We start from the raw sequence: 13,029 nt of genomic DNA, 5'->3' as shown, positions 1-13,029 counted from the left end.
TCTGTCACATGGGTTCGTGCGGGGTCGGTAACGACCCGCAGCTTACGGTGCGCCTCCGGCGGGTTATTCGCCGATCAAAGAGGGTGCCGTTCCAGACCATAGATAAGGGGGTGCTTTATGGCCCGCAATAGTTTGCCTACGATTACAGCCGGCGAAGCCGGTCTCAACAGATATCTCGACGAAATCCGCAAATTCCCGATGCTGGAGCCGCAGGAAGAGTACATGCTTGGCAAGCGTTATGCCGAGCATGGCGACCGCGACGCCGCGCATAAGCTCGTCACCAGCCACCTGCGTCTCGTCGCCAAGATTGCGATGGGTTACCGCGGTTACGGCCTGCCGATCGGCGAAGTCGTCTCTGAAGGCAATGTCGGCCTGATGCAGGCGGTGAAGAAATTCGATCCGGAGCGCGGCTTCCGTCTGGCCACCTACGCCATGTGGTGGATCAAGGCGTCGATCCAGGAATATATCCTGCGGTCCTGGTCGCTGGTGAAGATGGGTACGACCGCCAATCAGAAGCGTCTGTTCTTCAACCTGCGTCGTCTCAAGGGCCGCATCCAGGCCATCGACGATGGCGATCTGAAGCCGGAGCATGTCAAGGAAATCGCGACGAAGCTGCAGGTGTCGGAAGAAGAAGTCATCTCGATGAACCGCCGCCTGCACGGCGACGCATCCCTGAATGCGCCGATAAAGGCCTCCGAGGGCGAATCCGGCCAATGGCAGGACTGGCTGGTGGATGACCATGACAGCCAGGAAGACGTGCTGATCGAGCAGGACGAGCTGGAAACCCGCCGCCGCATGCTGGCGAAAGCCATGGGCGTTCTGAATGACCGCGAACGCCGCATCTTCGAGGCCCGCCGCCTCGCGGAAGACCCGGTGACGCTGGAAGAACTCTCGTCCGAGTTCGACATCAGTCGCGAACGCGTGCGCCAGATCGAAGTCCGTGCCTTCGAGAAGGTGCAGGAAGCGGTGCAGAAGGAAGCGCTGGAAGCAGCGCGCGCCCTGCGCGTGGTGGATGCGTAAGCGCTCCTTAAAACGCTAATCGACGTAAAGCCCGCGGATCGCAAGACCTGCGGGCTTTATGCATGAACCGGCGTTATTCAAGACGGTAGGCGCCGCCCCCTCATCGCCTCGCTGCGCTCCGGCACTTCTCCCTCGCGGGGAGAAGAAGCTGGGGCGCCGTCTCATTCCGCTGGAGACTTGAGACTGATGCTTTGAGAGGCCGACAGGTTGCCGCAAATTCTTCTCCCCGTCGGGGAGAAGTGCCGGAGCGTAAGCGAGGCGATGAGGGGGCCAGCTTTCGGCAAGCCCCCGGATCATCACTGTCCCGTCGCCGGCGTTGACGCCGCCCATTCGCTGAGCGCCTTGTCGAAGGCGGCGATGCCGTCATTGCCCTTTTGCAGGGTCAACAGCGCACGTCGGCCATTGCGGTAGGACACCGGAATGTCGATCCAGTTACGGCTCTTCAGAAGCTCGAGATTGGTCTTCATCGCATCGGGGAAGTCGTTGAGCGCGATCATGTGGAAATCGTCGGTGATCTTGGCCGGAACCGCGATCAGCGCGTTGCCGCGATCCTGCTCGGTGCTCTTCATCGCGATGCGCTGGACGCTGTCGATCGCGCCGCCTTCAAAGCCGGGCGAAACCGAGAAGACGATCTCGATCAGATGGCTTGCCGGCAGCGACGGATCGGTGTTGCGCTTGAAGGTGATGAGCGCGCTGAGGCCACGGCCGGGCACGGTAATCTGGCCCTGCACGGTCGGAGAAGGCTTGCCTTCCGCGTCGTTTTCCTGCTGCAGCGACCAGGACACGGTACCCTGAATGGCGGTCGGAACCGTCTGGCCCAGCACTTCCTCGTAGAGGAACATGCGGTCTCCCGTGGCCGCGGCGGCAGGCTGCTGTCCCGCAGGCGCGCCAGCCGGCGTTCCAGCGGGCGCACCAGCCGTGTTGGCAGGAGCCTCGCCCGCAGGCGGTGGCGCGACATTCTGTTCGTAGACGGACTGACCTTCAGCCGTCACGGGCTGGCCATTGGCACCCGGTGCCGGTCCCTCGTCGCGCTCGGTACCATCGGCCATCAGCCGCTGTGTGAATTTGGTGCCGGTGACGGAACCGTCGTCGCCATGGTTCTGTGTCTGGCCCTGTTGATTGGTCGGCGTTGCCGGCTGCTGCTGGCCCGTGCTGGCCGGTGGCTGCTGCGTCGCCGGTGGGGTGGTCGAAGGCTCAGTCTGTGTGGTCTCGGTCGGGGTGGTCGACTGCCCGCTGCCGCCGTTCTGGGCGGAGCTGACGAGGCCTTCCACCATATCGTTCAGCGCGTCGCGGTTCATCCACATGGCATAACCACCACCAGCCAGAAGTGCCACCCCGACGACGGCGAGAACGACTGACGCATAGTTACGGCGCGGCTTTTTCTTGACCATATAGGCCGGCGTCGCCGCCGTGGCAGCGAGGCCGGGCACGTCACCAGTCGCCTGTCGAGTGGAAGATGTGGCGCCGTCATAACCGATCAGTTCATCCAGATCGTCCCAGGGCGTACGTTCCTTGTTGTCCTTTGCGGCCGCCTGCTCCCCAAAGGGATCATCGTCCGCGCGCGGCAGCGCCGGCGCATCCTTGGCGGGAATGGCAATATCCGCGTCCTGGAAATAGGACGAGAAATCCTCGACCACGGCTGCCTTTTTCGGAGCCGGCTCTTCGCTCGGGTGATGCTCGTCAAAATCGTGCCGGCCACCAAAGGCGGGCGCGTGCTCGACAGCCGTGGGGCCCAGATGGTCGTCGGCGTCGCGTCGATCAGTCTCGCCATACGGCGCGGGCTCAAAACTGAGGTCCGGCTCCTGATAATGCTGCGCGGCATAACCGGCGACGACCGGGCGTCCGTCGGTCTCGTCGCGAACCTCTTCATAGTCCCCGTCGGCCGGGCGAAGATCGTCGTTGCGTTCGTCGTCCAGCTTGCGCCAGTCGTCCTCGTCCACGGGCTGCGCCCAATGGGGGGGAACGGCATCGTCAACAGGTGCGGGTGTAAACACCGGCTCCGGCTCGGCATGGTCCTGCTGCGGCTCGTGAGCCGGCTCTTCCTCCGCGCGGGTGAAATAGGTGCCGACCTCGTCATGGGGGGCGTCTACCCGGGCCGGCGCGACAGGCGCGGGTTCCGGTGCGTCGTAGAGCTCTTCCGGCTCGTGCCCCCTGTCAAGCCGCTCCTCTTCGGAAGCGTGAACATCGTGGCGCGGCTCGTCGTAACTGTGCGGCTCCTGGTAAACCGGTTCCGGCTCAGCGGGTGCAGCATCCGCGTAAACCTGCTCTTCCCGCTCGTCTTCGCGATGGGCAGGCTCTTCCGGTTCGGCCTCGTGCACAACTTCGGCGGGCTGGGCGGCCGGCTCCTCAGCGGCTTCCTGATGATGATAGGGAGCAGCCGTTTCCTCTGCCGCTGGCGAGAAAGCGTCATCATCCTCCAGCGCCGGAAGCGCCTCGGCATATTCGCTGTCCACCTCTGCTATGGCGGCGTCCAGCTTGGCGATCTGCCGGCGCAACAATTCTTCCGGCGGACGTGGCTTCATATTCTCGAGCTGGCGCACAACAGCACTGCGCGCCTTGTCGTAAACCTTCGCCCGGTTCTCGGGAGTATTGTTCGCCAAGCCATCCACGGCCTTGCGAATGACTGCTACAAAATCCGCCATAAGCACTTTCTCGTCGTGACCGGCGACGTACCGGCCCGATATGGTTTATGAATCTAGATCGCCGAGGACATTAATCCTCAAACGGATCAGTCACAAGTATGGTGTCGTCACGCTCCGGACTTGTCGACAGAAGCGCAACCGGCGCTCCGATCAGTTCCTCCACCTGCCGAACGTATTTGATTGCCTGAGCAGGCAAATCCGCCCATTTTCGGGCACCGACGGTAGATTCTTTCCAGCCTTCCAGCGTGATGTAGATCGGCTCGACACGCGCCTGCGCGCCCTGGCTTGCCGGAAGATGATCGATTTCCTGCCCGTCAAGCTTGTAGCCGACGCAGATTTTCAGCTCATCCAGACCGTCGAGAACATCGAGCTTGGTCAGCGCAATGCCGGTAATGCCGTTGGTGGCGACCGACTGGCGCACCAGCGCGGCATCAAACCAACCGCAACGGCGCTTGCGGCCGGTGACGGTGCCGAATTCATGACCCTTTTCGCCCAGGAACTGGCCGATTTCGTCGTTGAGTTCGGTCGGGAACGGGCCTTCGCCAACGCGTGTGGTGTAAGCCTTGGTGATGCCGAGGATATAACCCAGCGAACCCGGACCCATGCCCGAACCGGCAGCAGCCTGGCCGGCAACCGTGTTGGAAGAGGTCACATAGGGATAGGTGCCGTGGTCGATATCGAGCAGCGAACCCTGCGCACCTTCGAACAGGATGCGCGCACCGGCGCGACGCTTCTTGTCGAGCAGCAGCCACACGGTTTCGCTGAAAGGCAGGATGCGCTCGGCAACCGAGGACAGCTCCTCCATGATCGTTTCATGCGAGACTTCGGCCGCGCCGAAGCCGCGACGAAGCGCATTGTGGTGCGTCAGGATGCGATCGACCTTGGCGGAAAGCGCCTCCATGTCGGCGAGGTCCATGACGCGGATGGCGCGGCGGCCGACCTTGTCCTCGTAGGCCGGGCCGATGCCGCGGCGGGTGGTGCCGATCTTGGTGCCGCTGTTGGAGGCGGCGTCTTCGCGCATGCCGTCCAGTTCACGGTGAAGAGAAAGAATGAGCGTGGCATTGTCCGCGATGCGCAGGTTTTCCGGGGTCACCTTGACGCCCTGCGCTTCCAGACGGCCGATTTCAGCGATCAGCGCATGCGGGTCGACAACGACGCCATTGCCGATGACGGCGAGCTTGCCGGGACGCACGACGCCGGACGGCAGGAGCGAAAGCTTGTAGCTAACACCATCGATGACAAGCGTGTGGCCGGCATTGTGACCGCCCTGGTACCGCACGACGACATCTGCCCGCTCGGACAGCCAGTCGACAATCTTGCCTTTACCTTCGTCGCCCCATTGCGAGCCGACCACCACAACATTCGTCATTTCTTGCTTTCCTGCTCATGGCGCCTGCGCGCCCGATAACCCGATGGGAAACCCAAACCCGCGAATGTATACTGTGTTGTTTTAAGGAAAGCGACCCTGTTTCTTATGGAGAATTTTGCTTTTTCCGTGACAAGCCGCCGATTTCCCGCATTATCTCGCCCGGCGGAGGACGAAGCGCGGGCACAGGGCCACGCCCGACCTCCTTGTCATTTTCCCGCCCCGTGAAAAAGCGAACCATCAGCGTGCCTTCCAAAGCCTATATCGCCCTCATCATCGCCACGCTCTGCTGGGGCGGCAATACCGTTGCCGGCAAGCTTGCCGTGGGCCACATCAGCCCAATGGCTTTTACCATGCTGCGCTGGGTATTTGCGGTCGCCATCATTTTCGCCATTTCCGTGCCGCAACTCATCCGCGACTGGCCGGTGGTGAAGACCCGCCTGCCCTATTTCTTCGTGCTCGGCACCGTGGGCTATACGGCGTTCAACGTCTTTCTTTACACGGCACTGCAATATACCTCGGCCATCAACGTCGCGGTCATTCAGGCCGGCGTGCCCATGGTCATTTTCGTATTGAACTTCGTGCTCTTCCGCACGCGGGTGCTGATCGGCCAGATCGTCGGCTTCTGTCTCACCATCGCAGGCGTGGCGCTGCTCGCTTCCCACGGTAATCCGCTTTCGCTACTGTCGCTGGAAGTCAATGTCGGCGATGCGATCATGCTGCTCGCCGTGCTGGTCTACGCAATCTACACCGTCATCCTGCGCTGGAAGCCCATCGTCGACTGGCGAACGCTGATGGCGATCCCAGCCTTTTTCGCTCTCCTCACCTCCATTCCCCTGGTCTTCTGGGAAATGTCTCGCGACACACTGATCTGGCCGGATCAGACCGGCTGGATGCTGGTGACCTATGCCGGCATTTTCGCCTCGCTCATCGCCCAGATCCTCTACATCAGGGGCGTGGAGCAAATCGGCGCCAACCGGGCTGGCCTTTTCATCAATCTCGTGCCGTTTTTCGGCACATTGCTGTCCGTGGTCGTGCTCAGCGAGACCCTGCATGGCTACCAGATCGTGGCATTGATGCTGGCGCTCGCCGGTATCGCCGTTGCCGAACGAAAAAAATCGCCGGCTTCCTGAACCAACGGGGATAAGGAAAACCGGCGCAGTCTGGCAGGCATGAATGGGTAAGCATCGGATCGAACGATATTTCCGATGCTGAAATCTAATCCTTAGAGCGCGTTTTCCCGGCTCTCAGGAGAAACGATGGTGTTGCCGAGAACAACGTCGCCTTTATCGGTGGTGACGATAAGCACCTTTTCGAGCGATCCGTCATTGTTCAGTGAAAAGGCGACGCGCAGCGCATTGGACGACCAGCCAGCACCGGCAAGAGCCGTACGCTTGATCGCGGCGCAGTCACCGCAATCGCCCAGGCTTACCGATGGCGTTGCCGGAACATCACTTGCGAAATCGGAGAAATAATCATCGAGCGCACCCATGGTGGCGTTCACATCGCGGTTGACGCGCAGCAGTTCTTCACGGCGCTCTACCGTCAGCGGGGCAGACATACTGCCAACACATTGGCCAGCGGCAAGAACACAGCCATCGAAACCATCCCCAGGGGAAAGACCGATCTGCGTCACCGCAGACTTCTCGACGGCGGCAAATCCACGCGCAAAACCGGCAGCACCCGCCGCGTCGGCATGGTTGGACATGGAAGCAATGGCAATTCCGCAGATGGCGGCAGCAATAATCTTCTTCAGCATTTCATACCCCGTTTGCGATCCGCCGGCTTTTGCCGGTCTCGATGTCGTTCTTTCGGAGCACCTCTTTCAAAGGCCGCTCCCTGTCTGTGATCCCACATTGGCACAGCACTGTTTTCAGTCGCTTTAAGCGGATTGCTACAATTTTATCGGTTTTCATTTTTGGACAGCGAGGCCCACTCGCGGACATGCGCCCATATCGCCGCCGCGAAAGTCGCGGCAACGTCGGAGGGATATAAAAGGGCCGCATCGCTGCGGGGCATGAATTGGTATTGGAGGGTTGCAGACGATGCGGCCCGGCTCCGATATTTTAACCTGTAACGCACCCGCCAAACCGGTTCCTGTTTGGAAGGAGGTCACATGCCGGCCGCCTCAACCGTGACATCGGGAAACTCCCCGGTCTCGGCCGCCTGCCCCGCCCATCTCGCGCCGCGCGCACGTTTGATGACCGGTATGGAAACAAGCCTACCGCACCAGATGACACCGGGGATGTGCGGGGAAGAAAAAAGTCGAAAAATGGCAGGAAGCGACGATGCGCGTCCGGTTTCGCCCCATCCCGGCCACAGGAATTTTCAGGGTATTAACGGCCGCCCGATGTCAGGCATTTGAATTAACCTTGTCTTAAAACCCGACGTTAATGGTTAGCAATTTAAGAATAACGGAACGAAAGGGTTCCGTTATGCGTGGCGTATTTGCCGTTGTTTTCCTGATGCTGCTCGTCCTGGCCGGTTGCGCCACCGCACCGTCGCAGGTCACCAATGCCTGTGCGATTTTCGAGCAGCGCAACGGCATCTTCAACAACTGGCGGCGCGACGCGAAAGCGGCCGAGCGGGAATTCGGCGTGCCCGTGCCTGTCATGATGGCGACGATCTATACTGAATCCGCCTTCCGCCCCTATGCGCGGCCGCCCCGGACCAAGCTTCTCGGTTTCATTCCCTGGAAACGCCAGTCCACCGCTTACGGATATGCGCAGGCGCTTGACGGCACATGGAGCGTTTATCAGCGCGAAACAGGCCGCTGGTCGGCAAGCCGCACCGATTTCACCGATGCGATCCATTTCGTCGGCTGGTACCACGCCAAGAGCCGGCGCGAAAACGGCATTGCGCTGAACGACCCCTATAATCTCTATCTCGCTTATTATTCCGGTCATGCCGGTTACGCGAAGGGTAGCTGGCGCAACAATGCTGCCATCCAGCGAGCCGCCCGCCGCTCGGCCAACATGGCGCTGCGTTATGAGGCGCAGTTGCAGCAATGCGGATATCGCTGAGGCGGCGGCCCAGCACGATCAAGTCCCCGATCGAGAAAGGAACCTTTCACGGCGCAGACGCGCCGTGGCTGGAGGTCGGATCAGGTCCGGCATGACGGAGGCGGTCACCTACTCCCCATAGCTCGCCAGAAAACCCCTGACCGCTTCAATCTCACCGGAGCGGATTTCATGCCCGCCCGGGTGCCACACGGTTTCCACCGTCCCGCCTTGCGCCTTCAGGCTCTCTTCCAGCGCCCGGGTCAGCGGCACCGGGCAGATCGGATCGCGCTCGCCCGCGGTGATCAGCACGCGGCGGGTGGACTTGGCCGGGAGGATCTTCGGCTCGAACGGGATGAGCGGATGCATCAGCACCGCCGCATCGAAAAGCTCCGGCTGCTCTATCAGCACATTGGCGAGAATATTTGCGCCGTTGGAAAAACCGAGGCCGATCACCGGTCCGGCCTGATAATGCTCGCGGTTCGCCTTGACGAAATCGGCAAGCTTTTCGGTCGCACGCTCAAGATCGGCCATGTCATAAACGCCTTCGCCGGTGCGCCGGAAGAACCGCGCTGCGCCATGCTCGGAGACATCGCCGACGGGTGAGAGAATGGTTGCCCGCGGCAGGAGGCCCGAGCCGAAATCGAAAAACTGGTTCTCATCGCCGCCGGTGCCGTGCAGCAGGACGAAGAGCGGCGCACCGGGCGCGCCGGCGCGGGATTTGTGGAAATAGCTGTCCTTGGACATGGGAGAATCCTTTCTCGAAGGAGGAAGTTCAGAGATGCCGCTCGGCTTTTTCAGCAGAGGGAAATCACATGTGGAGCGAGAGATTTCAGCTTGTCGCCTTCTCCCCGAGGGGGAGAAGGTCGCGGCAGCGGGATGAGGGTGCAAGGGTAGCGAGATACGGCAACGTTGCCCCCTCATCCGACCCTTCGGGCCACCTTCTCCCCCTCGGGGAGAAGAACACCGAGGCAATGTCGTGCCAGAGGCTATCGAGGGATTAAACCGCCTTCTCGTCACCCAGCGGTTCCAGCTGCTTTTCCAGCGCGGCACGCAGATGCGCATGCTGGGTAGGCAACTTCAGCGCCTCGCCGAGATGGGCGGTATCCTCGTCGCGGTCGAAACCGGGTTCGTTGGTGGCCACCTCGAACAACACGCCGCCTGGTGTGCGGAAGTAGATCGCCCAGAAGTAGTCGCGGTCTATGACGGGGGTTACCTGGTAACCCGTATCCATCAGCGCCTTGCGCACCTCCAGCTGCTTTTCGCGGTTTTCGACCGCAAACGCGATGTGGTGCACGGAACCGGCACCGAGCCTTGCACCCGATATGTTCGGCATTGTTTCGATATCGATGACATCGGCGCCGTTACCGCTGGGCATACCGAGACGCAGCACGCCGTCCTGACGATCCACTTCCTCGTAACCCATGAATTTCAACAATTCGGCGGTCGCGCCCTCGTCGCGAAGCCGCAGCGAAGCACCCTGAAAACCGTGGATCGCCTGATCTTCGCCGACACCATTGCCGGTCCATTGGGCGCGGGCATCATCCCTGACCTCGACCAGCGCAAAACCGTCGCCGTCTGGCCCGGCGAAATGCAGGCGCTTGTTGCCGAAAGCTTCGTCCGATTTCAGACCATCGACGCCGGCCCTGGAAAGACGGTCCTGCCAGTAACCGAGCGACCCTTCCGGCACCGAAAACAGCGTCGTCCCCACCTCCCCGGTGCCGGGGCGGCCGCGGGCAATATGCGGGAACGGGAAATAGGTCATGACGGAGCCGGGCGTGCCGACCTCATCGCCATAATAGAGATGATAGACATCGGGCGCGTCAAAATTCACCGTTTTCTTCACCCGGCGCAGGCCGAGCGTATCGGTGAAAAAACCGTTGTTCTGGCGCGCGCTTGCCGCCATTGACGTGACGTGGTGCAGACCCTTGATCTGGTTAAGCATGATGAAACCCCTTTTCGCCGGCAGGCCTCGCAATCGGGCCCGCCCTGTTCATGGCGTTAAGATGGGGTAAGAGCCGCCTCCGGCATAGAGTGGACGGCAGGAACGGATTGTTTCCGATCGGTGAACAATAAAATGGACTGTTCAACCGGCAAGGTGAACCATCGCGATCTCAATGGTCGTCGGCAGCGCCCATGGTCCAGTAACCCACGGCCCGCAGGGACGCCTTCGGGAAACCGATTTCGTCGGTCAGGAAAGATTTTACCGCTCTCGCCTCGGATTTTTCGCAGGCGGCAAAGACATGCAGGCCATCGTGCTCCGCACTCCATGCATGCTGGCGCAGCGCCTTTTCGATGAGCCCGGAGGTGCCGGCAGGCTTGCCGCGACGATAGAGCCATGTCCATTCGACATCTGCCGCGCAGACCACCTCCTGCCGCTCGGCCTCATTGTCTATTTCCGCGTAGACGCTAAGCTTTTTGCCGGCAGGCATTTCGGCTGCCATGCGCAGCATCACCGGCAGCGCGGTTTCATCCCCGGCAAAAACGTAACGCTCGGCTTCCGGGCAGACGCCGCTCGGGCCGACGATGCCGACGATATCGCCGGGTTTTGCCGTCGCGCCGAAGGTTGCGCCGGGCATGTCTTCGCCCTCATGCATCACGAAATCGATATTGACTTCGCCGCGGGCGATATCGCCGGACCGGATGGTATAGACACGCCGTGTGAGAAGATCGTCACCCTGTGGCCAGATGATCGAGCCGGTGGGGGCAAGATAGGGCCAGACCGGCGCACGCGCCTGATCCGGAACCAGCAGCAGGCGCACATGCATGCCGCCGGTCAGCAACCTTTCGATACCAGTTTCGACCGACACGACCAGCCGGCGCATATGCGGCGTGAGATTATAGGCACGCGCGACCTTGCCGACGAAAAGATTGGGCAGTTCGCGCTGTTCGGCGCCATGGCCGCTCCAGCGGAAATCCAGCCCCGTTTCGCCGGAAAACTCCGCAATATGCTCGGCCACCATGGCCTTGACCGACGTCAGGATATGTTCGGAAACGCAGTTTACCCGCGCGGCAAAACGGCCCCCCTCAGCGCTGAAACTGCCATGGCCGTATTCCGTCCTGAAACGTACCGTCGCGCCGTCGCGTTCCATTTCCATATGCTCGGAAAAATGGCTCTCGAAGGCATCGACGATCGACAATGGATCGGGCAGCGAGACGGAGGTTTCGGCAGACAGCAGCGACACGGGCATAATCCTTCACTTTGTAGTCCGGTTATCTTTAATCCCGACAACCGCTAAGCGTAAAGGTATTTTATGAGTGGCTAGAGAAGGTTTTTTTCTCCGCCCACGGTTTCCGGCAATTGCCAGTTAACCGGATCCCGCCCGTGGGAGATGAGGAAGGCATTTGCCTTCGAAAAATGGCCGTTGCCGAAAAAGCCGTTATGGGCCGAAAGCGGCGACGGGTGCGGGGAGCGCAGCACGAGATGTTTGCGCTGGTTCACGAAGGCGGCCTTCTTCTGGGCATAGGAGCCCCACAGCAGGAAGACCACATGCTCGCACTCGTCGTTGACGGCGCGGATGACGGCGTCGGTGAATTTTTCCCAGCCCTGCCCCTGATGCGAGGCGGCGCGGGCCTCCTCCACCGTCAGCACGCTGTTAAGCAAAAGCACGCCCTGTTTCGCCCAGCTTTCCAGAAAGCCGTGGCCGACCGGGCGAATGCCGAGATCGCTCTGCAGCTCCTTGTAGATATTGACGAGCGAGGGCGGAATGCGCACGCCGGGCTGGACGGAAAAGCACAATCCGTGCGCCTGACCCGCACCATGATAGGGGTCCTGCCCCAGAATGACGACCTTGACCTCATCGAGCGGCGTCAGATCGAGAGCGCGGAAATAATCCGCGCCCTTCGGAAAGATGCGCTTGCCGGCTGTCTTTTCGGTAAGCAGGAACTCTTTCAGCTTCAGCATGTAGGGGCTGGCGAATTCGCCGGAAAGAACGCGCTTCCAGCTGTCTTCGAGTTTCACGCCTGCCTCTCCCATGCCCGCCTCCATCAGAGCTTATTTGAACCGGTTGCCGCGCTGCAGCACTTCGATCTTGTAACCATCGGGATCGCAGATGAAAAAGTATTTTGCAAAAGGCTGACCCTTATAATCCGCTTCGATGATCTTGCCCGGAGAAAGACCCATGTCGATGAAACGCTGGTGTTCGGCCTCCACATCGGCAACGCTGACGGCAAGGTGACCATAACCGTCGCCCAGCGCATAGGGCACCTCGCGGCCGCGATTGACAGTCAGCTCCAGCTCGAAATCGCTCTCGGTATTGCTGAGATAGATGAGCGTGAAATTCTCGAACTCGGCGCGTTCTGCAATCTCGAGTCCGAAAGCCTGTCTGTAAAATTCCACCGAACGCTTTTCGTCCAGCACCCGGACCATCGAGTGGATCAGCTTGGCCATGGTGTTATCCTTCTTCTTCCTGTTGACGGCCCGGTTATGCTCCGGGCATCGCGGCCCATGGGAATAAGGACTGAGCTCGGCGCTTTCAACCCTAAAGGCGCCCGCCGACAAGGTGGAAAGACCCGTTCACGGTAAATGTGATGGCGAAAGGCCCGGTTTCTCCGCTGTGGCCAAAGATGTGGCGTGGGCTTGATATCGATTCGGCGTCATCACCCTATCCTGACTGGCGAACTCATGATACCGGCTTGGACATGCGCCTTTTATACCTCTGTCTTGGCTGGCTTATGGTCGCGACCGGCATTGTCGGCGCGTTCCTTCCCGTTCTGCCGACCACACCGTTCCTGCTTCTGGCGCTCTGGTGTTTTTCCCGCTCTTCGCCAAAGCTCGAGGCGTGGCTTCTTGCCCATCCAAGGTTCGGTCCTTCGCTTCGCCGATGGCGCGAGCGTGGCGCAATTGCCCGCAAGGCCAAGCTCGCGGCACTTTCGGCCATGACGGTGAGTTATGCCGCCTTTTGGTTCCTCAGCGAGCCGCCGCCGCTGCGCGCGACCATCGTCGCCGCCGTCATGCTTGGCTCCGCGCTTTTCATCGCCACACGGCCGGAGAGCTGAAGAC

The 13,029-nt window shown here is 60.8% G+C and carries 12 protein-coding genes; 4 read left to right on the top strand and 8 right to left on the bottom strand.

What is annotated here, in order from left to right; all coding sequences use genetic code 11:
• Positions 1-117: 117 nt before the first annotated feature.
• The gene (gene rpoH, locus FS804_RS13205; protein ID WP_003522581.1) at positions 118-1,020 is read left to right on the top strand and encodes an RNA polymerase sigma factor RpoH; all 903 of its coding nucleotides are present in this window, start codon (positions 118-120) and stop codon (positions 1,018-1,020) included.
• Positions 1,021-1,316: 296 nt separating this feature from the next.
• Here rpoH and FS804_RS13200 read toward each other — a convergent pair whose 3' ends face one another.
• On the bottom strand, positions 1,317-3,662 hold the full coding sequence (locus tag FS804_RS13200) for a hypothetical protein (protein ID WP_186376795.1): 2,346 nt from the start codon (positions 3,660-3,662) through the stop codon (positions 1,317-1,319).
• 70 nt (positions 3,663-3,732) lie between these two features.
• Positions 3,733-5,031 carry an adenylosuccinate synthase gene (locus FS804_RS13195; protein ID WP_144577047.1) on the bottom strand — a complete coding sequence of 433 codons (1,299 nt, stop codon included), beginning with the start codon at positions 5,029-5,031 and terminating at the stop codon, positions 3,733-3,735.
• Positions 5,032-5,273: 242 nt separating this feature from the next.
• Here FS804_RS13195 and FS804_RS13190 point away from each other — a divergent pair, with 242 nt between their 5' ends.
• Entirely contained in the window at positions 5,274-6,161 is an 888-nt protein-coding gene (locus FS804_RS13190) for a DMT family transporter (RefSeq protein WP_186376794.1), read from the top strand.
• 92 nt (positions 6,162-6,253) lie between these two features.
• Here the strand turns inward: FS804_RS13190 and FS804_RS13185 are convergent, their stop codons facing one another.
• Entirely contained in the window at positions 6,254-6,787 is a 534-nt protein-coding gene (locus FS804_RS13185; protein ID WP_144577045.1) for a transglutaminase-like cysteine peptidase, read from the bottom strand.
• Between the two features lie 676 nt (positions 6,788-7,463).
• Between FS804_RS13185 and FS804_RS13175 the strand changes: the two genes are divergently transcribed.
• Positions 7,464-8,051 (top strand): transglycosylase SLT domain-containing protein, encoded by a 588-nt coding sequence (locus FS804_RS13175; RefSeq protein ID WP_063948203.1) that lies wholly within the window; start codon positions 7,464-7,466, stop codon positions 8,049-8,051.
• 108 nt (positions 8,052-8,159) lie between these two features.
• Here the strand turns inward: FS804_RS13175 and FS804_RS13170 are convergent, their stop codons facing one another.
• The 5 genes from FS804_RS13170 to FS804_RS13150 all read right to left on the bottom strand — a co-directional run bounded on the left by FS804_RS13170 (position 8,160) and on the right by FS804_RS13150 (position 12,417).
• Complete coding sequence (locus FS804_RS13170; RefSeq protein WP_063948202.1) at positions 8,160-8,774, bottom strand: alpha/beta hydrolase; 615 nt, start codon at positions 8,772-8,774, stop codon at positions 8,160-8,162.
• A 253-nt stretch (positions 8,775-9,027) separates the two neighbouring features.
• Positions 9,028-9,972 (bottom strand): VOC family protein, encoded by a 945-nt coding sequence (locus FS804_RS13165; RefSeq protein ID WP_063948305.1) that lies wholly within the window; start codon positions 9,970-9,972, stop codon positions 9,028-9,030.
• Positions 9,973-10,141: 169 nt separating this feature from the next.
• On the bottom strand, positions 10,142-11,218 hold the full coding sequence (locus FS804_RS13160; RefSeq protein WP_144577044.1) for a siderophore-interacting protein: 1,077 nt from the start codon (positions 11,216-11,218) through the stop codon (positions 10,142-10,144).
• 71 nt (positions 11,219-11,289) lie between these two features.
• Positions 11,290-12,003: a uracil-DNA glycosylase gene (gene ung, locus FS804_RS13155; protein ID WP_144577043.1), complete on the bottom strand. Its 714-nt coding sequence runs from the start codon at positions 12,001-12,003 to the stop codon at positions 11,290-11,292.
• Between the two features lie 18 nt (positions 12,004-12,021).
• Positions 12,022-12,417: a VOC family protein gene (locus FS804_RS13150; RefSeq protein ID WP_063948198.1), complete on the bottom strand. Its 396-nt coding sequence runs from the start codon at positions 12,415-12,417 to the stop codon at positions 12,022-12,024.
• Between the two features lie 251 nt (positions 12,418-12,668).
• Between FS804_RS13150 and FS804_RS13145 the strand changes: the two genes are divergently transcribed.
• The gene (locus FS804_RS13145) at positions 12,669-13,025 is read left to right on the top strand and encodes a YbaN family protein (RefSeq protein ID WP_063948301.1); all 357 of its coding nucleotides are present in this window, start codon (positions 12,669-12,671) and stop codon (positions 13,023-13,025) included.
• Positions 13,026-13,029: the final 4 nt, after the last annotated feature.

The sequence above is a fragment of the Agrobacterium sp. DE0009 genome, from assembly GCF_007680755.1.
In the GTDB taxonomy this organism is placed as follows: Bacteria; Pseudomonadota; Alphaproteobacteria; order Rhizobiales; family Rhizobiaceae; genus Agrobacterium; species Agrobacterium tumefaciens_B.
This window is presented reverse-complemented; position numbering and strand designations above follow the sequence as displayed.